The following is a 20,461-nucleotide window of genomic DNA, read 5'->3' on the forward strand; positions in this document are numbered from 1 at the left end:
TGGGCAATTGGTTTATCGGATAATATGACAGAATCTTCATCCCTTATGCTATAGACGACGCTGCCGACAGCCACTACACTAGGTAAAGTGTAAAGACTAGACATAATAGGAGCAGGGAAACAACGTGACAACTTTAGATCGCATTCCATCTTGGAAGAAATTAAGTTTATTCGCCGTCACCTGGCCGATCTTTATCGACTCGGTGCTTCGGATGATGTTAGGTACAGTCGATGTGTTCATGCTCAGCCGCATCTCGGATAAAGCGACCGGGGCGGTAGGATTAGCGAATGAAATTATTTTCTTCTGTATTCTTATGTTCGGCTTCGTTGGCGTTGGTACCAGCGTCGTCGTGTCCCAGTACATCGGTGCAGGACGCGAGAAGGAAGCAAGCAAGATCTCGGCGCTCGCGATTACGATTAACCTGGTATTCGGTATTCTAGTGAGCATCGCACTCGTCTCATTCGGCGAGCCGCTCATGCGGTTGATGAATTTGAGTCCCGAACAGATTGATATCGCAAGTAAGTATCTCAAAATCATCGGCGGATTTATTTGGATTGAAGCATTATCCTATGCGGTATCGTCCGTTATTCGCTCGAATGGCAATACGAAGAGTGTTATGTTCGTGACGCTGGGCGTGAACATTGTTCATATGACCGGCAACTATTTGCTTATCTTCGGTAACTTCGGCTTCCCGGAATGGGGTGTAACAGGGGCGGCGGTCTCGACCGTAGTTAGTCGACTGCTCGGCATCATTGTACTGTTCGTCATTCTTTACCGTCGTATTCCTTCTCCAATAATGAAGCGGGATTATGTGACGTGGAACAGCTCTTATGTGAAGTCGATTTTGAGTGTTGGTCTGCCGGCTGCCGGTGAGCATCTATCGTGGCAGTCGCAGTATCTGATGGTCGTTAGCTTCGTCAATATGATCGGCGTTACGGCGCTCAATACGCATGTGTACGTCATGAATGTATCCAACTACTTCATGGCGCTTGCGCTTGCGATCGGGGCAGGAACGGAGATTATCGTTGGCCAAATGGTTGGTTCAGGCGATATGCAAGCAGCGTATAAACGGCTTATGCGGAGCGTGAAATTTAGCTTCCTCGTTACATTCGTCATCGTTGGCATTGCCTCACTGTTCCGGCATCAGATTATCGGGATGTTCACCGATGACCCTGATATCATTACGGTCGGTGCAACGATATTCTTGCTGTCTGTCGTGCTTGAGCCGGGGCGGACATTCAACATCGTCATCATCAACTCGCTGCGTGCCGCGGGCGATGCACGCTTCCCTGTTATGATGGGTGTGGTGTCCATGTGGGGCGTTTCCGTACCGCTGTCGTATTTGCTGGGGGTTCACTTCGGAATCGGGCTGCTCGGCGTATGGATTGCGTTCACCATTGATGAATGGCTGCGCGGGGTCCTGATGCTGCTCCGCTGGAGAAGCCGGAAGTGGGAAAGCAAAGCGCTCGTAAAGCCTGTTTCGACATCGGATACGGCTGTTCCGACGCAAGGATAATCGCTTCAGCGGAATTTACGGTAGTCGTGCAATAAGTGACGAAAGAGACATTCCTGCGAAGGGATGCCTCTTTCTTTGCGGTGTAACGTGCGCTAGCGCTTTTATAGCTCATTAGCGGAGAGAAGTCACTTTGTAAAATCAAACGATTGTCGGCTCACGGGCAGTGTACCGCTCCGACTCCAATCGACCGCTTGCAATACAAGTGGAGAGGCAAGAACGGTACTGCCCGTTTCCTCGCGGAACTCTCTAATATGTAAGGATTCCGCGTTTTCCAGCCTTCCACCTGGCAGATCGTATCGCCCCTTATAAGGACCGCACATTTTTCGAATAACGAGAAGGTGATTATTCTCCATACAAATGCCATAAACACCTATGTGACGATGAAAAAGAGCTTCTTTCTCTGCCATACGATGGCCTCCTGGATGGTCATAAGGAACGACTAAGGTTGGTCGTAATGTGAATTTGATTATAACAACTCCAGAAACTCCAATCGGTTGCCGAACGGATCGGTCATATAGAACCTCTTAATATTCTCATCCAATCTGGCGTTGTCGTCGATGACTTGAACGCCTTGTTGAAGGACATGTTCGCGCAGCGCTTCGATATTGTTTACTTGAAACGCAGGGTGGGCCTTGGTTGCAGGCGTAAAGTCTTTCTGAACGCCAATATGCACCTGATGCGAACCACATTGGAACCAAACGCCGCCACGAGCTTGGAGTGGTTCGGGTTTCGGCAGCACCTGCCAGCCTAACAAGCCAGTGAAGAAGACGCGAGCTTCCGCTTCGCAGCCCTCTGGAGCGGCCAATTGCACATGATCGATTCCAGCGAATGTGAATGACATAGAATCACCTCGTAGTTTTATTTAATGAAACATAGTTTTATTTTTTAATCCTATTGTAATCCAAAATTCCCCAACAGGCTATATCAAAATGTAATTACGAGCACAAGCAAATGATGACCGTGCAAATGCATCGGGTGATGACTTGAGCTGTGATTAACGAACGCCGTCCGAACCAAGTCGCCTTCACGCACCATGAGCATCGGCGTATCCTGGATACTTTGCCGTTGATCGTCAGCGCATAGGAGAAGCTGCCATCATAGGACTCAGGGAATGTATCGAAATGGTGAAGCCTCACTTCAAGGCTTGTTACGTGAACGTGCCGAGTGGTAAAATGCATGAAGTCGTATCATTCGAAATGAAATACATATTTGCATAAAAGGTGGACATATATTGTGGGGAAAATGGACGAGATTATATTAGTGGTACCAAGAGAGAAGCTGTTCGCGAGCGAGACGCTTCATTTTCATGGTGTAGAGCAGGAGGAGTCGAAGATTGCTGTTCTAGCCGCTAACCTTGCAGACAACTATTCCACGATGCGCCGCGGAGATGCAGAGGAGAACACTGCATTCAAACAGCCGATTCCATACTGTGTCATTCGGAGAGGCAGCGAGATTTTCATGTACCGGCGACTTAGCGGTGGTGGGGAAGCGCGTCTGTTCGACAAGCTCTCGATCGGTGCAGGCGGTCATATGAATGATAATGCCGAGCTGCCAACGTTCCAAGCCGTGCTGCAGGATAATCTGTCTCGTGAGCTGGAAGAAGAGCTGGAAATTAAAGCGGCGACACGTACGTTCACGACGGTGGGCTTCATTAATGATGATGAGAACGAGGTTGGCAAAGTTCACATCGGTCTTCTCGTCATTCTCGATATTGACGCTGAAGGTGAAGTGAGCGTTCGCGAAACGGATCAGCTGGAAGGCCAATGGGTAACGGTCGCACAGCTGCGGGAAGAGCCAATCTACTCGAAGCTGGAGTCTTGGTCGCAGATCGTCACGAAAGTATTAGGTTAATGAAGCATGCTAGGGTTAGCACAGATGGAGGCGCAGCAGAGTGATGACAGAACTGACCGTTGAACAACAACAGCTCATGGATCAAGCGGCGGCCTTCATCCGTCAATGTTATGGAGAACTAGCTAGGGACGAAGCTGATACAGAACGGCGGATCACAGAAGTCATGCAGCAAATTGCACGGACTGGGACTTACCGTCATACGACAGATGAACTAACGCATGGTGCGAGGCTTGCCTGGCGCAACAGTAATCGGTGCATCGGCCGATTATTTTGGCAATCCTTATCCGTCTTGGATGCGCGTGACGTCGAGACTGCGGATGAAGCGGTAGAGGCGATTTACGAGCATATGGCTTTTGCTACGAATAATGGACGCATTAGACCGGCGATTACCATCTTCGCACAGGAGCAGGCGTTTAAGCAGGAGAAGGGCCGCAATCTTCGCATCTGGAATCATCAGCTTGTGCGATATGCGGGTTATGAGCAGCCGGACGGGACGATTATTGGCGACCCGCACTCTGTGCCTTTCACGCGTGTGTGTGAATCGCTTGGTTGGCGAGGGAAAGGTACGCCATTCGATGTACTGCCGCTCGTGATCGGTACGGAGGAAGGTACGGCGTCGTATTATGTGATTCCGGAGGAGCTGGTGCTGCAAGTGCCGCTCACGCATCCGACGGAGCCGCGATTCGCAGAGCTTGAGCTGCAGTGGTATGCGGTGCCTTTTATCTCGGAGATGGTGTTAGAAATTGGCGGTATCCGTTATCCGGCAGCGCCTTTCAATGGTTGGTACATGGGGACGGAGATTGGTGCGCGCAACCTGTCGGATGCGAATCGATACAATATGCTGCGACCCATTGCGGAGAGATTCGGCTTCGATATGACAACGAACACGTCGCTCTGGAAGGATCGGGCACTCGTTGAATTGAATGCTGCGGTGCTCCATTCGTACAAACGTGCAGGGGTCAGCATCGTGGATCATCATACGGCAGCCGAGCAGTTTGGACGGTTTGAACAGCAGGAGCATGCGGCAGGACGAACGATTACAGGCAGATGGTCGTGGCTCATCCCGCCTATGTCGCCATCGACGACAGCCGTTTGGCATCGCGGGTTCGACAACACGGAGCGGGACCCTAAGTTCGGCTACCAGCCAAAGCCATATGCAACCGAATGATAACAATGCTTGTCATTATTCGTTATACCGACCGATTCACTGGATTGGGATTCGGGTAAACGATATAGGCACTTGAGCTGCGTACAATGCGAAGCAGGACACTTCACAAACCTATATCGTAGACGTACAATGCTTGTATAACTATTAATGATGCAATTATCGATGTAGGAGGATTCTAATGGATGATCTCGTAAAAGCGGTCATAATGGGCATCGTGGAAGGATTAACGGAGTTTCTGCCGGTATCCTCAACGGGCCATATGATCGTAACAGGCAACATTCTTAATTTCTTAGGCGATCCAGAAGGCAACCGGGCGACAACATTCGAGGTTGTCGTACAATTAGGCGCCGTACTTGCCGTGCTGGTGCTCTATTGGAAACGATTCTTGAAGCTGCTTACCTTCAATCTGAAGGCGCCGGGTTTGAACATTTTACATATCATTATCGGTATGTTCCCTGCCAGTGTGCTCGGCTTGCTGCTGCATGATTTCATTAAAGATTATTTGTTTGGTCCCAAAACGGTCGTTGTCAGCTTAATAGCTGGTGGTTTATTGCTTATCGGGGCTGAGAAGGTTCGTCGAAAACCTTCTTCGGAAACATTGGACGATATTACGTATCGGCAGGCGTTCGGAATTGGCTGCTTCCAGATCTTATCCCTATGGTCTGGCTTCTCGCGTTCCGGCTCGACGATGGCTGGCGGTATCTTCTTCGGTGTAAGTAAGGCTGCTGCGGCAGAGTTTACTTTCCTCATGTCCGTTCCCATTATGCTTGGCGCAAGCGGCGTCGATCTGTTGAAAAACCACGATGCGTTGGTAGCTAGTGACGCTGGTCTGTTCTTGGCAGGTCTGTTCACATCGTTTGTTGTTGCAATGATTGCTATCGTAACGTTCTTGAACCTGGTTAAACGTCTGAGCCTCACTTGGTTCGCATACTACCGTTTTGTACTTGCTATTCTTGTGTTCCTATTGGTTGTGTAATTCAGGAAATGACGAGTTCCTTGAAAGCTGCGTTCGGCTTATGCCGATCGCGGCTTTTTTTGTATTGCGTAGGTTAGATGAGGTGGAAGCAACATTTTCCATGTTCATCCGTCTATGGAGATAGGGTGCGTGAGGGAGGACAGATGGATGAGTGCGAGAGCGATTCTTTTATCGATAGGGATGACCATCGTATTGAGCTCTTGCGGCAGCAACGAAAAGGTGCGGCCGAATGGAGATCGTTCTAGTGAACATCAGACTGCAACGACGATAGATACAGCACGTGACAATGCTGCTCCTACGCAGAACTTAGATGAATGGATGAAGCCGGAGTTTAATTTATCCTACCAACCGATTGAACTTTCGCCGCTGGAGCAGGTGGAGGTTAAGGATAGTTGGAAGCTGACGAAGACGCAGTCTTTTGGTCAAATCAATGGGGAAACGGTTACGTTGTCTGTCTACCAAGAGCAAGATGAGGCTTCTATATGCGGCGCGGGCTATGAGCGGATCGTGCTGCTTGATTATAGGGAAGGGCATTACAAATATATGGGCTGCGGTAATACGAGTCTCGAGTCTGACGATCCTGTACGGGAAGGAACACTGATACTTCTTGACTATAGGTCTGCGGACAAAGCCGCTTCAAAGATCGTTCATGGGGCTATAGATGGTGGAGTTAATGGACCTGGTTTGATGACCTACTATGTATACGATCCTGTGCAAAATCGTTGGTATGGCTTCGATCAGTGGGGCTTGCCAAGTGTAAACGATCTAGACGGGGATGGTACGGAGGAGCTTGTTTTTCAATTTCAGGGTCTGCATATGAATCCTCCGGACGTATCGATCGGGAGATGGAATGGACCAGGGTTGGAGATAAGCGCAACAGTAACTTCACTGTTAGAGCTGCCAGGTCAATATAGAGCAGCCGCAACGGTAGAGGATCATCAGATTGCGTTTTCTATTGATTCAGGTGAAGAGAGTTCCGAGCCGCTATCAACTAGCTATTCGTACAGTCCGGAACGGCTGACTCGAATGGATGTGAGGTAAAGCGGATGCCCTGCAACCTTTCCGCAGCTAATGTCGTTTGGTTGAATAACTGGAAGAGAGAGGGGCAGGGGGAATGAGAAGGCTGCTTGCCGGTGTGCTCGTTGTTTGTATGCTGTTAGCTGCCGCGGCATGTTCGAACGCTTCGAATGCTAACACGAGGGCAGCGGATCGCGGAGAGCTGTACAGCTTGGCATTAGACGCGATGATGCCAGAAGACGAAGGTATGAACAGCGGGATGAAATATATCGCCATCGACATGAGCATGTTAGTAGGCCTCGATGCGGGGGATAAGGCGCAAATGATTAAGTATTTTGCAGAAAAATATAAGATTGAAGCAATGGAAGCAACCTATGAACAGCTAATTGAACAGGGGCGGCGCAACGAGCAGACGCAGGTGCTGGATGGTGTGCTGTTACGTGTGGAGAAAACGGAGATGACAGCGAAGCGATTTACGGTCGAAAGCTCCAAATATCGTGCTGGTGACGGTGCGATAGGAATGAAAGTCGTTGTGGAATATACGCAGGGCAAATGGAAATTGACGCGTGCCGAAAGAACCTGGGTTAGTTAACCCGTTTAGACGCAGATAGAAAGGACGATGCGTTCCAGTGAAGAAGAGAGCCATAAGTATTGTACTGATGCTGACTGCCATGTTTATTGTAACTCTTGTGTTCCCACTCGTTGGAGCGGAACGGGTATATGCCTGCTCCTGTGCAGCATATCCGGATTTGTCTAGCGAACTCGATGCCAAATCAGCTGTATTCGCTGGTGAAGTGACGAGTATGGATACGGTGAGTAGAGGTGATGTCGTGAGCTCAGCCGATCCAGTTTTTGTAACGTTTGAAGTTGCGAAGGTCTGGAAAGGTTCGATCAAGAAGGAGACGGTCGTTCGGACCGTCCGTGACAGCGCTAGCTGTGGGTATGAGTTTTCTTTGGGTCAATCCTATCTCGTATTCGCCAATGAAGAGGACGGCGTCATTCGAACCGGAATGTGTACGGGAACACAGCCGTTGAACGATTCGAGCGCTCAGCAGCTGGACGATATTGTCCGGTCTTATGATCCACAAGATAATGGCGGGGACACATCAGGTCGTGTCGATTCGGATGAACCCATTTATGATCAAGGACGGCAAGTTGCTGGTGTTCATCAGAACATCCGTCCGGTCGATTTCGTTCATGAAGTCGGCGCTGTTGCAGCGATGCATGAGGATAACGAGAGCGAGAAAGGAACGCCACAGGGCTATATTTTCCTTGGATTTGCGTTTGTAGCGATGCTGTCTGCATTAGTGGGGTTTAAGATTGGCAGTAATCGAAAATAGGGTAGAGCGGCGTGAGTGCCGTTCTACCGTTTTTTTTGTGTGAGCTAAGTTATGCGATTATACGAGGAACATGACGATGATCGTAGTGACGACTAACCCGATGAGTACGGGCTTCAAGTTGCGGCGCGCAAGTTCGAACGGACTGACGCCGCAGATAGCGGCTGCTGGGATGAGTGCGCAAGGCACCAAAGTACCTCGGCCAACCCAAATCGCAGCGATCTGGCCTAGTGATGTGAGCGTCGCCGCTCCATGGCCAAGCGAGGAACATTAGTTCAACGACAGAAGGAGCAGAAACCTTTGAACTGCTCCTTCTGTTATTAAGCTAACGGACAGGATAGCGTGGTTGCGCTATTAAATTACTTGCAGGTCTTTGTTGAAGATACGAACGGTTAGGTAATGAATGCATGAGAGAAAGAACTGGGATGCAACGCAAGTAACGATCTATCTGTTTGTGCTACGTGCTAACAAATGTTTTAGGTTATCATCGATAAATTGATTATCGGCACTGTTGATTCCGCGACCGGCAAAATGGCCCCAGATCGACGGGATTGGTTTAAAGATAGCATTAGGTATAAGCTTAGCTTCGTATTCATTATCATCCGCTGTGCAGAAAAGATCTGTGCTTCCAGGCATGATGCAGGCAAGAGCTTTAATACTCTTAAGTGCCTTATCGAAATCGCCATTATAGGAGGGGTTTGCACTAATATCTGCATGTTGGCCTGTCCATAACATGGCTAGGACATTATGCGGATCCATCTTCATAAAGCTATCTTCCCAGACGCTAGTTACGAAATTTTCCAAGGAGTCAAATCCCATCTCACGATAAAGCTCCTGTCTATAAAACGCATGCGATAATCCCCATCCCGCATAGACCCGGCCAACGGCGCGCATGTCTGCAAAAGTCAGCTGGTTTAGTTTACTTGAATCGAAACCAACTGCAGATAGCAGAGCAGCTTTCATACCGTTCAAGACAACAAATGTATGGGGCCACGGCTTGGCAATTCCTGCGAAAGGTGCAATTCGTTCCACCATCTCTGGATAACTTGCACCCCATTGGAATGCCTGAATCCCTCCCATGGACCATCCAACTACGAGTGCAATCTTTTGAATGCCGAACTTTTCGGTAATCAGCCGATGCTGGAGCTTAACATTATCATAGATGGTCACCTGCGGAAAGTTAGCACGGTCGAATGGCGGAGGCGTGTTACTAGGGGATGAAGATAATCCGTTTCCAAGCAAATTTGGAACGATAATGAAATATTTCTCAGGATCAAGTGCCATCCCACTCCCAATTAACCACTCATTTTGAACATGCTGGTCGCCAAATGCAGTTGGATAGACAATGACATTATCTTTCTTTTCATTTAATTTTCCATAAGTCTTATAAGCAAGAAAAGCGTTCGGTAACGTCACTCCTGTTTGCAAAGATACGTCGCCCAAATCAAAAATTTCATACTCCATCGTGTTGTTTGCTCCTCTCCAAATGAAAGCTTAGATATAAATTGTATTTCTTGTTGTTAGTATAGATCCGTGATATTCTCAATAAAAGTGAATGTAATTCATAGTAGCGTTCAATAATATTGAAAGTTAAGGGGGATCGTATATTGGAGTTGCGCCAACTAAATACGTTCCGCACGGTTGCATCAACATTAAATTTCACAAGGGCTGCTGAAGTGCTGAACTACGTCCCTTCCAACGTCACGATGCAAGTTAAAGCATTGGAGGATGAGCTTGGTGTCCGCCTCTTTGATCGCTTGGGCAAGCAACTCGTTCTCACTACTGCGGGTAAGCGCTTTTTAACTCATATCCAAGGCGTTCTTGATAAATTGGACGAGGCTCATAGCGTCGTTCACGACAATGAAAATTTAAGCGGCACCATAACAATAAGTGCCAATGAGGTTATTTGCGCCTATCGGCTTCCAGCTGTCTTTCAACAGTTTCGTTCGCAGCATCCGGGAGTACGTCTGATTTTTCGATCCGTTCCAAATCAAGAGCTCAAGCAGACACTCTTTGAAGGAGCCGCAGATATCGTTTATATGTTGGACGAACCCATTCGCTCGACCGGACTCACCGTGGAACCGTTGCTTGAAGAAACTTTTCGCTTGTTCGCTGCTCCAGATCACCCGCTCGCAATACGAACTGTGCTAAAGCTGGAGGATTTTCACGGGCAAGTTTTCCTAACAAATGAGAAAGGTTGTCCCTATCGAACCATGTTTGATCGGTCATTTGAGAAAGAGGGCATTGATAGCATTACTTATTTAGAATTTCAAAGTGCTGAGGCCATTAAACAATGTGCAATTTCAGGAATCGGTATTGCCTTTCTTCCAGAAATCGTAACGGTAGCCGAAGTTGAACGCGGGGAACTAGTTCCCCTTTCATGGCAAATTCCTGACTTGCACGTGTATACACAGATGTTGTGGCATAAGGACAAGTGGCTTTCACCAATCGTGTTATCTTTTATAGAAGCAGCAAGGGAAGTACTTACCTTTCAAAATGAAAATAAAACCGTTTAGTATATGTATATAATATCTTTTAAGTTGGCACCGTTCGAACCTGGATAAACAAGAACTATTCTCTTCCTCTGTGGTGCAACTCTGCTTTCCCAGCAGGGATATAAGGTGCGTCAGTTCAATAAGACAGCAGCAAAACTTTAATCTCCCGTCTTTGGCTGCGCTTTTTTTATTGCAGGATAACTAGTGGAGTAACAATCGGATAAAAGTTTCGGACATATCCTATCCTGTTATTAAGAAATAAACTGCAACCCGTAAGATAGATTCAACAATAGGATTGACGTCGGTAAGAAATTGAAAATTTTTGTTCTGTTAATGTTGATGTGCCACGACTTGTCTATCGTCTGTATGGTTGTGAGGGGTCTCATTGAGACGGAAAGTTTAAGCGATTCTATTAGCAGTGTGTACGATTGACGGCAATCGAAAAACGGGTAGGACGGCGACATTGCCGTTCTACCCGTTTTTTCTTGTGTGCGCTAGGTGTTGCGGATTATACCAGGAACATGGCGACGATGGTGGTGACGACTAACCCGATGAGCACGGGCTTCAAGTTGCGGCGCGCAAGTTCGAACGGACTGACGCCGCAGATAGCGGCTGCTGGGATTAGTGCCCAAGGCACCAATGTACCTCCGCCGACCCAGATCGCAGCGATCTGGCCTAGCGATGTGAGCGTCGCCGCTCCATGGCCGAGCGCAACGGCGAACAAGTGAGCGACGGAGCCTGCAAGCGAGATGCCTGAGAAGCCGGAGCCGTCAAGACCGGTAATCGCGCCGACCGTTGTCAGCGTTGCGGAAGCGACGGCGCTGTTCATCGGTGCTTGATGAGCGAGTGCTAAGCCGAGATCGTTGACGATACCTTGCGAGCCCTGCGGCAGTGCGTCGCCGAAGATAGCGGTAAAGCCGGAGTCGCCGAGATAGAAGAATGCTGCGATTGGAATGACGGGACCAAATACTTTGAAGCCAAAGATGAAACCATCAATAAGGTAGCTCGTAGTTTTTTCGAGTCCTGCATTACGATGTGCAAACAGCGAGACGAGCAGAAGGATTAGAATCGCAGTTCCGCCAATCAGTGCTGTTGCGTCTCCACCTTGCAAATCGAACATGAACATGGCGACGACATCGCCTGCGAAAAGGAGCGGGATCAGAACAGCGAACATCCGGCGTAAGCCGAGCGATAGTTGGATCGTTGCCCCCGTACCGCTTCCCGTTCCTGGAACAGTCGAATCATCACTAGCCTGTTCGGCTGTTGCAACGATTCCGTCTCTCCACTTGCCAAGGCGCATATCGCGGCGCATGAACCAGAAGGCAGCAATTGTGGTGACAAGGCCCATCACAATGACGAGTGGAACGCTTGCTTGCATGACATCGGTGATGGGAAGGCCGGCAGCATCGGCAGTGAGCTTGGGCGCACCTTGAATAATATAGTCGCCGGATAGGGCAATGCCATGACCGAACAGGTTCATTGCCATGGCGGCGCCAAGAGCCGGGAGGCCGACACGCACGGCAACCGGCAGCAGCACTGCCCCGATGAGCGCAACGCCTGGTGATGGCCAGAAGAACCAGGAGGTCACCATCATAATGATCCCGATTCCCCAATAGGCAAGCGCTGGCGAGCGGAGGAAGCGGGTGAGCGGGGCAATCATGACATCGTTAATGCCCGCCGCAATTAAGACTCGGCTCATCGACACGATGACGGATATGATGAGAATGGTGCCGATGAGCTCTTTTATCGCATAGATGAAGCTGTTAAAAATACCGCTTATGGAATCGCTTAAACTTTCGGTCGCAAGAAGACCGATGACAAACACGCCTGCTATGCAGACGATGGACGTATCGCGGCGCATGAGCATGAAGCCGATGATACCGACGATGAACGCCAAATAGACCCAGTGAAGCGCTGTTAGTTCAACAGCCATAAGATTCGCCCTCCCGTGTGTACGGTACTGTATCGTATGCATGGGTAGGCATGGGCGTGTGTCCATCTATAACAAAAGCACATCGTCCGTATTTGGACGATGTGCTTCATCGTTGTAACCAAATTTAAGATAATCTTCTTCGTGCGCGGTATTGCTTCCATTGAAAATACATAAAGCAGCCGAGGCAGAAACCCGATAGTGCCAACACGACAGCTGCAGATAGAAAGGCGAGGCTAATGTAGCCAATGATCGGGATGCTAAGCGCAAATGCGATAAGCGCGACGAGCAGGAACAGAATCGCCAACAGCTGATTGAATCGAAGCAGCTCGCGGCTTTCTGTCTTTGTGCTTCTAGGAAACACTGGGGAGAACAAACGGACAAACAGGTTATATTTGACGCCATAAGTGCGGCTAATAAGTAGAACGACCAGTGGAAGGACGAGAATCCACAACTGCTGAGTGACAACTGCAACGATAACGCTGATAAGAATACCAAGCTGGTTGCCGCGTACACGGTGAAGCGGTACTTCATCTACGCAGTCAAAATCGGATGAAATCGGTCGAGTGGTCATGGGCAATCCTCCATTAAGGATAGAAGAATGAGAAGATGATCCCATTATACACTAAATCCGATTAATCGGGTGGGTTTTGTGCAAAACCTTTTAAAACGATTTTTCTACCCACCAAGGATTTCTACCCACCCAAACCCTCTCTGCTAGGAAGGGGGCGGAGGGTTCCACCCCCTGACCCCGGAAAGGGGGCGAGAGTGGGACAGAGGTGGTTGGAACGAGCTGCGTGCTTGGGGTCGAGCGTGTTACTGCGATAGAAGTATCGTCATTCGTAAACCGATATGTAAGGGCTCTGATAGACTACTCTTCGTTTGTTGCCAGTTCTAATGGAAGAAACGCATATTCATTGTGTCTTATGACCTCGCCTTTGCGGACTGCGATTGGGTGTTTGAAGAGGGGGCCGTTAATGACGGTTGTATGGAACTCGCCGCCTTCGCCGCATGGGTCGATGCCGCGGGCTTCGAGCTCATTGATGTAATCCAGAGTGAGTGTTCGTCCAAGATCATCTTCACGCATGCCAAGGGATAGATTTACAGTTACGATCAACGTCTCGAACCCAAGGTTGATGAACGTCTCGACCGCTTCGCGGTGATTCATTTCCCAGAGGGGCATGCCAAGAGAGAGGCCGACCTGTTGGGTTACTTTGTCATGCCAGCAGCCATGCTCGGGCATGTCCAAATCTCCATTCACGAGTACTTCTGCTCCAAGCCGCTTCGCTTCGGTAAGCAGGCCGATGAACTTCTCTTCGTAGGCTTCCCAGCTTGCGGCGGCCATATAGACTGGCAAGCCAATCGACTCGGCTTGTGCGCGAATAAGCGCAGGCGGCATGCCGTGGGAGCGGGAGCGTTGGCCTTCCTCTTCGAGCATGACGATAAGTCCAATGGCTTCTCCGACCTGCATCGATAGATAAAGCGCGAGTGTACTGTCTTTGCCACCGCTGAACGAAGCGATAAACTTGCGCCCGTGAGCGCCATTTTTCCAAGTGGTGCTAGTAGAAATCATCATAAACTCCTTATTGTTTGGTGTGAGATTGATTCCCATGAAACGCTTGCATAATGAATTGGCGATCGGGAACTTGGAGCAGTTCATAAGAGGCAAGGAAATGACTGTTGTCGTAGACAGCATGTCGACACTCCACCTCGATTTGTCCACGCTCAATCGTCAAGATAGCATAGGGCGCAGTTGGTGCAGTGCTGCATCCGAGTGAACCGGGATTTAAATAGATAGTCGTATCGCTCTTGAAATGATGAATCGGATGGTGGTGTCCGAAACAAACCAGATCTGCCGCGTAATCGATGAATAAGGAGGAGAGCTGGTCAAGACTTGGCTGCAAGATTGGACTAAACGGATCTTCACTGATAGGCCTGTCCAATTTGTCATGTTCTATATGATAGTGGATGAACAAGACCGACAAACCATCAATCGTTCTATGGATCACTCTCGGGAGCTTAGCTAGCTTATTTATGTACCGCTCATCAAGTCTCTCGGCTATCCACTGGTGATGCTCTCTTACATGCGCGTGACTCAGTGGGTACGGATCGCCTCTTCGAAGTGCGAGCACGGCCTCGTCATGATTGCCAGTTAGCATGGAAATATCGTCTCTTGCAAAAAGAATTGATAGTACCTCGTTTGTATCTGGTCCGATTCCAATCATATCACCGAGACAGAAGATGTGTGAGATTCCAGAATTGCTGTCAAGCTCATGAAGGACAGCCTGTAGAGCAGCGGCATTGCCATGAATGTCGGTGATGACGCCAAATTTCATCTCACTAACTCTCCTTTTGCCATTGTGGTATGAGAAACTATACCATAAAAACGATGTGTACACCCGACTGTCAGTTACAAACGGATGCAATCCGGTTGTCCACCATCCATCAGATGTTCAGTTTCGGCCCTGCAACGAAAAGTTTTGAATGAAACCTTCTTGACTTAAACCATGGTTTAAGTCGTATCCTATTCATGTCGACATTGAAATGCACAATTCGGAGGCCTCCAAATGAAGTATAATTCCATCGGCGAAGTGTCAGCCCAATTCAATATTCCAGAATCAGCATTACGTTATTATGAAAAACAAGGGCTGCTGCCGCTAATCGAGCGTGATGATGCAGGCAGACGCTTATTTTCAGAACGTCAAGTAGCGCTTCTTCAAGCTGTCGTTTGCTTCAAAAACACGCATATGCCTATAAAAAGCATTAAGCAGTATATGGAAATGATTGTAGAGGGAGATGCAACCCTTAAACGTCGGCTTGCCATGATGAAGGAACACAAACAAAGAATACTGGATGAGATTGCAACATTGACCGAATATTTGCCGGCAATCGATGAAAAAATTGAACGTTATATCAAACAGATTGGGGAGGAACGACCATGAAGCTTTCGGGAAATACGCTATTGATTACAGGCGGAGGCACTGGAATAGGTCTAGCTTTGGCCGAACGATTTGTTAACAACGGCAATACCGTGATTGTATGCGGTAGGCGTGAAAATGTCCTTCAAGATGCGAAAGACAAAGTTCCCGGTCTGATCACTCGCGTATGTAATTTGGAAGAGGTATCTGATCGTCTAGCACTATTTGACTGGGTAACGGCGAACTATCCGGAAGTGAACGTGCTGGTCAATAATGCCGGCATCCAGCAGCGTTTTAATGTGCTCCAATCGGATGCCAGAGACAATTGGGGCTACTTCAGCAAAGAAATCTCGACCAATCTTGAAGCACCATTCCATTTGACGATGCTGTTCGCTCCTTATTTTGCTGCCAAGGATTCGGCGGCAATCATTAACGTCACATCCGGACTGGCCTTTACACCGTTTGCGATTGCTCCCATGTATTCGGCGACCAAGGCGGCGCTTCATTCGTTTACCGTAAGCTTAAGACACCAGCTATCCGAAACGTCAGTCGAAGTTGTTGAAGTTGCTCCCCCAGCGGTAGCAACGGATTTAGGTGGGGCGGGATTGCATACGCAAGGAGAACCGTTGGATGCTTTCGCGGATGCCATTTTCAACGAGTTGGCTTGGGACAGCAAAGAAATCGGATATGGTACTTCTGTAGCCCGCTTGCACATGTCTCGAGACGATATCGACGGGTATACCGAAAAAATGTATCAGTCAACGAAACATTTGATCTAACGATCCAATACGGATGCTCCGCTTTACCATTATTTATCATGCGATTCATCGGACTGTCTATGTTGAACGTTAATTAAAACGGCCCCTTCCACCAATAAGCGGAGGGGGCTGCTTGCTGCAGCAAACAACTCGGGTATCTCCGAAAAACTTGCCGTTACTTATCTTTTGAGAGCTCCTTATTCAAATAATTACAACAAATCAACACAACAATGTCCGCCACTGATAAATAATATAGATCCCAAACGAACTTAAATGTAAAGATATGCAGATGAATAAAAAATAGATAACTTGCCAGCAGAAGAATCGGAGCCAAAGCTTGGAGTGTCCAGTTGAACCTATAGAAACAAACAATTGCAATTAAACATGCTCGTATTGTCTGATATAGTACAATAACCGCTAGGGAGCTTCTGGTAGGATCATTAAACCAATCAACATCAAAATGATAATGGTCGGAAAATACAGGGATAACAATAAGGTCTCCATTCATACTATAGGCAATACAAACCACTGTAATGAAACGAATAAAACGAGAGGATGCTTGAATGATAAAGTTGTACCATTTTTTTGAAATCCAGAAAAAGAGCAGCAAGCCGACGAAGGTATAGCTTGTATCCCACCAATTATTCTTATATATATCCAGTCTAAGAAACAACAATTCAATTGCGGCAATGATTGCCGCAAAAATAAAACTCCATCGAGATGTAAGCCGAAAAGCAACATAATATAAAGAGATAGCTGGAACGAAAAAGTATTGGGAAATAAAGGCGCCCAGCGTCATATCATAATAGGGATTTTTCAATAACTGAGGGTAATACTCGTAGGCATTAAGCCCAAGATAGACCACATTCTCAAAAAAAGCGCCCAAGGCATCTAAGCCCAAAAATAACACCAATAGCTTTAAGTCCTTTTTTTTCCAAAGGGTATAGAAGATAATCATAATGCTCAATACAGCCAATCCAATAAACCAAACAGCATTCGCTTTGATCATAAATTCAATTAGCTGATTTATCTTTTGCAACTCGAATATTCCTTCTCTCGGTTAGTTCGATTTCTATAAGAGAAGTATTGGAGCTTTATTACCAAAGTATGCGTATGAATACTCGCTTTTAGGCATGGCTACTTGAACGGAAGCTTCGTAAACGCGGGAGGGGGAAAGCTAACTGTCGTGGCATCAATAAAAGCAGCCATCCATGCGATGGCTGCTTTTATTGATGAAACATGACGTATGATTACTTGCCTTTAGGCACCGTTACTTGAACGGAAGCTATTGTCGTGTTGCCAGCAAGGTCCGTGATTGTGTACGTAATCGTATAGATGCGGCCATTGCCGTTGCCCGAACGCTCAGCGCGGAGGCTGATGGAAGTGTCGAACGTGCCGAGCGCTGCATCTTGAATGTCGTTCGCCGTATTGCCGTCGCCCGTACCGTTATCCGACTCATTGGATGTGACGGAAGTGAGCACGATTGATGCAATACCAGAGACGTTGTCTATAGCGTTAACGGACACTTTGACAGGAACCATCTTGTGATTGTTCTGGTTAATGACTGGTGTATCGACCGAGAGCGTTGCTGTAGGTGCAGTCTTATCGATATTGTTCACGGTTGCTGTCGCCGAACCAATGTTGCCAGCCGCATCAACAAATTCGAACGTAAAGCTGCCATTATCAGTGAACGTATAGCTCGCGGAACCGCCGTTGTTCGTAATCGTTACCGGCTCACTAGGCGTGATCGTTGCGACTACGTCTTGATTCGTAGGAGCTGTCGTACTGTAAGTAACTGTTGCAGTTGGAGCCGTCGTATCTACAGCCGTTACATCCGATAGCGAGAGCGGCTTCAATTGATACGTACCTTTGAAGATCGACGATACACCTGAGATGTTTACTACCGAACCTGCAGGGTATTGAGCTTGAAAATCGGTTTGGCTAATGCCCGTGCGGACGTCGATTCGAACATGAGTGGAAGTAGAGTCGTTCACGGCATCGAACTCGAAGGAGCCAGCTGGCGTTCCTGTAATATAGTTCTCAATCGTGACGTTATCGAGTTGAACAAGTTGACCTTGATTGTCTTCGCTGAGGGATGAAACAGGACGTACGGCTGGAATTGCGTCAGTTCCTATTTTCTCCAATGCTACAGAATCGCTCAGTTCAACTTCAGTGTTATACACCGTCTTAATTGCGCTGATCTTGATTTTGTCACCGATATGGTAGCCCGTTGAGGTTTGATAGACATAGATACCTGCTGTGCTGTCTTGCAGGTAGAAGCCTTGTCCGCCAAAAGCTCCCGGTTCCGACGTAATAACGCCTTCAATCGTTACTACCGAGTTATCTGCTTTCAGACGTGCATCCGCGATCGAGATCGTTGCCGGAACTGGCGTTTGATCCGCTGGGAGCGGCTCAGCTGCTACATTACCTGCCGTTACGGACTCGGTAATGATGTTGGTGCCATCAACACGAAGTCGCAAGTTTGCACTTCCCGTTGTGGAAGGGTTCAATTGAACAGTCAGGTCTTTGTAGGCATGTCCAGCAGAGTCGGCCGTTAACGAGAAGCTGGCGCTGTAGCCATACGATGTTGGCCAAGTGCCATCCGCATTTTGAGCCTTCGCAACCTGCGTACCACCAGTCAGGTAGATGCCTGCCGTCAGTCCGGAAACCGTTTGGCCAGGAAGAAGATTATCAGCCGTTACGCGGATTTGGAACGGTACTGCGTTTGGCAGCGTCGCTTGATGCACGAGCGCATATTGCGCTTCAACCGCTGGAGCTGTAGTGGAACCATAAGAACCTGGTTTGAACGTGGTAGGATCGTACCATTTGTAGCCTGCATCAGGAGCGGCCCAAGGTTCAGCTTGTGGTTCAGTCGATTGAGCGGGTGCTTCCGAAGCGAGCAGTTGTGTCGGCTGGTCGAGCTGCAGGCCAGATACTTCCGATAAAGTCGTGTAGCTTTCATGATTCGCGAGCCATTTGACCGTATTGACGAGGAACGTCGCATCGTTCGCTTCACCGTTGAAACCGTCGTAGGTCGTTTTCTTTGCGCCATTTTCCTCACGGAGATATTTCGGTGTTGCATCTTCAACAGGGGAGGAGTCGCCGATAAATGCAGCTTTACCAGCACCAACCTTAGATACTGCCGCGAATGGACCTTCGGCACGACCGCCGCCGCTGTACACGCCATTGTCAACCGCGTTTGCCCAAGCTGAAACATTCGTTGGTACATAAACAAGACCTTTTGCCTTGGATGGATCGAGAATCGCTAGTGTTGAACCTGCGTGCATAGCAACAGACGTTACACCAGTCGTAATGCCGAATGCTTGGTTAGGTGCAACAACGTCCGTCATATTGTCTACATCACCAAGCGCATTGTAACGGAAACGTACACCGAAATTCGTTGCAAGCCAGTCGGAGCTTTGAACATCTTGCATGGCAGGGGAAGCTGCTTCCTCTGCGGTCATTCCTTTAGCAGGGTTGGTCCAAGCGCCACGCCGGTAGCCGTTCATAACCTCCGAAGCGTCCCAACGATTTTTGTTGCGGTCGGCATTGTAGTGGTCGGCGATGAAGAAAATACTGCCGCCATTTTGTACATATTGGAGCATTGCGGCTTGTTCTGATGTTTTGTAAGGGATGTTTGCCTCCCCGATAACGAATACATCATATTGACTCAGCTTCTCATAGGTCACTGCCTGCTCACCGAATGTAAAAGGAACAGCACGTTCAAGCGATTCTACCGCAAAGCCAGCACCACGCAAACCGTCGGCGAAGTCCGAGAAGCCGCCATCGATCACCCAGTCCGCTGCACCAGCCGTCTGTCCATGGGATTGGTCGAATAGTACTTTTTTGCCCGTACCGTCTGGCAGTGGAGTGACGACTGGATCGGTTGTACCGCCACCAGTGCCTGGATCTGTCGTGCCACCGCCTGTGCCTGGGTCAGGCGTCATTGTCGTTGTATCATCAATGAATGACAAGGAAGTAGGCGATTTCAAGCCAGCGTAATTGTTGTAAGCACCGAGTGTGCCTGTTACCTTGATTTTCTTGCCGATGAGGCTAGGATTCGTTTGCAGACCGTATTGTGAACGGTATGAAGCTGAGATTTGTACGTCCAGCAGCTTCCCGTTCGTCTGTTCTGTTGTAGAATCTGCGATGAGAACGTTAAAGTCGTTACTGAATGGTGCCTGGAAATTTGCTGTCAGAGATCCTGTCGCATGTCCAACGATGTAGCCTTCAACGGTTTGCGTTCCGGTGTTGCTGGCAATCGCCTCTGCAACCGTCAGCGAACCATCAGCATTAGCAGCGTAAACGGCATTAGGCGCAAAGCCGAGCACGCTCGTCAACAGTAAAGCAGCAGCTAGTACGATCCCAGCCCATTTGTGATGCAAGCGGTGTAACATTGTGTTAATCTCCCTCCGATTCTATTAATTGTTGCGTTGATAGAATAGAGGAGTAACATTTTGAATCTATTAAATAGGCGTTAAACAATTCTAAAGGG

The 20,461-nt window shown here is 48.4% G+C and carries 20 protein-coding genes and 1 pseudogene; 10 read left to right on the plus strand and 11 right to left on the minus strand.

From position 1 onward, the window contains the following. The first annotated feature begins 124 nt into the window (after positions 1-124). Positions 125-1,516, plus strand: coding sequence for an MATE family efflux transporter (locus DFQ01_RS07330; RefSeq protein ID WP_110043219.1), 1,392 nt, complete (start codon positions 125-127; stop codon positions 1,514-1,516). A gap of 125 nt (positions 1,517-1,641) precedes the next feature. Here the strand turns inward: DFQ01_RS07330 and DFQ01_RS31855 are convergent, their stop codons facing one another. The 3 genes from DFQ01_RS31855 to DFQ01_RS32105 all read right to left on the minus strand — a co-directional run bounded on the left by DFQ01_RS31855 (position 1,642) and on the right by DFQ01_RS32105 (position 2,557). Further along, positions 1,642-1,923 carry an NUDIX domain-containing protein gene (locus tag DFQ01_RS31855; RefSeq protein WP_110043220.1) on the minus strand — a complete coding sequence of 94 codons (282 nt, stop codon included), beginning with the start codon at positions 1,921-1,923 and terminating at the stop codon, positions 1,642-1,644. Between the two features lie 59 nt (positions 1,924-1,982). Next, positions 1,983-2,357: a VOC family protein gene (locus DFQ01_RS07340; RefSeq protein ID WP_110043221.1), complete on the minus strand. Its 375-nt coding sequence runs from the start codon at positions 2,355-2,357 to the stop codon at positions 1,983-1,985. 83 nt (positions 2,358-2,440) lie between these two features. Further along, on the minus strand, positions 2,441-2,557 hold the full coding sequence (locus DFQ01_RS32105; protein ID WP_425452371.1) for a multicopper oxidase domain-containing protein: 117 nt from the start codon (positions 2,555-2,557) through the stop codon (positions 2,441-2,443). Between the two features lie 192 nt (positions 2,558-2,749). On the opposite strand from DFQ01_RS32105, the gene DFQ01_RS07350 reads away from it, so the two are divergent. From DFQ01_RS07350 to DFQ01_RS07375, 6 genes are all read left to right on the plus strand, one after another. Then, positions 2,750-3,367 carry an NUDIX domain-containing protein gene (locus DFQ01_RS07350; protein ID WP_110043222.1) on the plus strand — a complete coding sequence of 206 codons (618 nt, stop codon included), beginning with the start codon at positions 2,750-2,752 and terminating at the stop codon, positions 3,365-3,367. A 43-nt stretch (positions 3,368-3,410) separates the two neighbouring features. After that, positions 3,411-4,535: a nitric oxide synthase oxygenase gene (locus tag DFQ01_RS07355; RefSeq protein ID WP_110043223.1), complete on the plus strand. Its 1,125-nt coding sequence runs from the start codon at positions 3,411-3,413 to the stop codon at positions 4,533-4,535. A gap of 178 nt (positions 4,536-4,713) precedes the next feature. After that, complete coding sequence (locus DFQ01_RS07360; protein ID WP_110043224.1) at positions 4,714-5,511, plus strand: undecaprenyl-diphosphate phosphatase; 798 nt, start codon at positions 4,714-4,716, stop codon at positions 5,509-5,511. A 147-nt stretch (positions 5,512-5,658) separates the two neighbouring features. Further along, positions 5,659-6,552, plus strand: coding sequence for a hypothetical protein (locus DFQ01_RS07365; RefSeq protein ID WP_110043225.1), 894 nt, complete (start codon positions 5,659-5,661; stop codon positions 6,550-6,552). Positions 6,553-6,625: 73 nt separating this feature from the next. Further along, positions 6,626-7,120 (plus strand): peptide ABC transporter substrate-binding protein, encoded by a 495-nt coding sequence (locus tag DFQ01_RS07370; RefSeq protein WP_110043226.1) that lies wholly within the window; start codon positions 6,626-6,628, stop codon positions 7,118-7,120. Positions 7,121-7,157: 37 nt separating this feature from the next. Continuing rightward, entirely contained in the window at positions 7,158-7,868 is a 711-nt protein-coding gene (locus tag DFQ01_RS07375; protein WP_146216840.1) for a hypothetical protein, read from the plus strand. A gap of 57 nt (positions 7,869-7,925) precedes the next feature. Here DFQ01_RS07375 and DFQ01_RS31525 read toward each other — a convergent pair. Next, positions 7,926-8,132 (minus strand): annotated as a pseudogene (locus tag DFQ01_RS31525) (hypothetical protein); the annotation flags it as partial. Positions 8,133-8,309: 177 nt separating this feature from the next. Beyond that, the gene (locus tag DFQ01_RS07385; protein WP_110043228.1) at positions 8,310-9,329 is read right to left on the minus strand and encodes an alpha/beta fold hydrolase; all 1,020 of its coding nucleotides are present in this window, start codon (positions 9,327-9,329) and stop codon (positions 8,310-8,312) included. Between the two features lie 143 nt (positions 9,330-9,472). Between DFQ01_RS07385 and DFQ01_RS07390 the strand changes: the two genes are divergently transcribed. After that, on the plus strand, positions 9,473-10,381 hold the full coding sequence (locus DFQ01_RS07390; RefSeq protein WP_110043229.1) for a LysR family transcriptional regulator: 909 nt from the start codon (positions 9,473-9,475) through the stop codon (positions 10,379-10,381). Positions 10,382-10,868: 487 nt separating this feature from the next. Here the strand turns inward: DFQ01_RS07390 and DFQ01_RS07395 are convergent, their stop codons facing one another. The 4 genes from DFQ01_RS07395 to DFQ01_RS07410 form a co-directional block, all read right to left on the minus strand. Beyond that, a complete protein-coding gene (locus DFQ01_RS07395) occupies positions 10,869-12,293 on the minus strand; it encodes a hypothetical protein (protein WP_110043230.1) in 1,425 nt (474 codons plus the stop codon). 124 nt (positions 12,294-12,417) lie between these two features. Next, positions 12,418-12,864: a DUF4395 domain-containing protein gene (locus DFQ01_RS07400; protein ID WP_110043231.1), complete on the minus strand. Its 447-nt coding sequence runs from the start codon at positions 12,862-12,864 to the stop codon at positions 12,418-12,420. Positions 12,865-13,161: 297 nt separating this feature from the next. Further along, on the minus strand, positions 13,162-13,866 hold the full coding sequence (locus DFQ01_RS07405; protein WP_245946565.1) for a Dph6-related ATP pyrophosphatase: 705 nt from the start codon (positions 13,864-13,866) through the stop codon (positions 13,162-13,164). 7 nt (positions 13,867-13,873) lie between these two features. Then, a complete protein-coding gene (locus DFQ01_RS07410; protein WP_110043233.1) occupies positions 13,874-14,626 on the minus strand; it encodes a metallophosphoesterase family protein in 753 nt (250 codons plus the stop codon). 231 nt (positions 14,627-14,857) lie between these two features. On the opposite strand from DFQ01_RS07410, the gene DFQ01_RS07415 reads away from it, so the two are divergent. Both DFQ01_RS07415 and DFQ01_RS07420 read left to right on the plus strand, forming a co-directional pair. Continuing rightward, positions 14,858-15,232, plus strand: coding sequence for a MerR family transcriptional regulator (locus tag DFQ01_RS07415; protein ID WP_110043234.1), 375 nt, complete (start codon positions 14,858-14,860; stop codon positions 15,230-15,232). Beyond that, positions 15,229-15,987, plus strand: a complete 759-nt coding sequence (locus DFQ01_RS07420) for an SDR family oxidoreductase (RefSeq protein ID WP_110043235.1) — start codon at positions 15,229-15,231, stop codon at positions 15,985-15,987. Before DFQ01_RS07415 ends, DFQ01_RS07420 begins: the two co-directional genes overlap by 4 nt. 154 nt (positions 15,988-16,141) lie before the next feature. Here DFQ01_RS07420 and DFQ01_RS07425 read toward each other — a convergent pair whose 3' ends face one another. Together DFQ01_RS07425 and DFQ01_RS31350 are read right to left on the minus strand one after the other, a co-directional pair. Then, positions 16,142-17,005, minus strand: coding sequence for a hypothetical protein (locus tag DFQ01_RS07425; protein ID WP_110043236.1), 864 nt, complete (start codon positions 17,003-17,005; stop codon positions 16,142-16,144). 211 nt (positions 17,006-17,216) lie between these two features. Further along, positions 17,217-20,363, minus strand: a complete 3,147-nt coding sequence (locus DFQ01_RS31350) for a DUF6359 domain-containing protein (protein ID WP_219993693.1) — start codon at positions 20,361-20,363, stop codon at positions 17,217-17,219. Positions 20,364-20,461: the final 98 nt, after the last annotated feature.

Origin of the sequence: Paenibacillus cellulosilyticus (genome assembly GCF_003182255.1) — a bacterium.
Lineage (GTDB): Bacteria > Bacillota > Bacilli > Paenibacillales > Paenibacillaceae > Paenibacillus_T > Paenibacillus_T cellulosilyticus.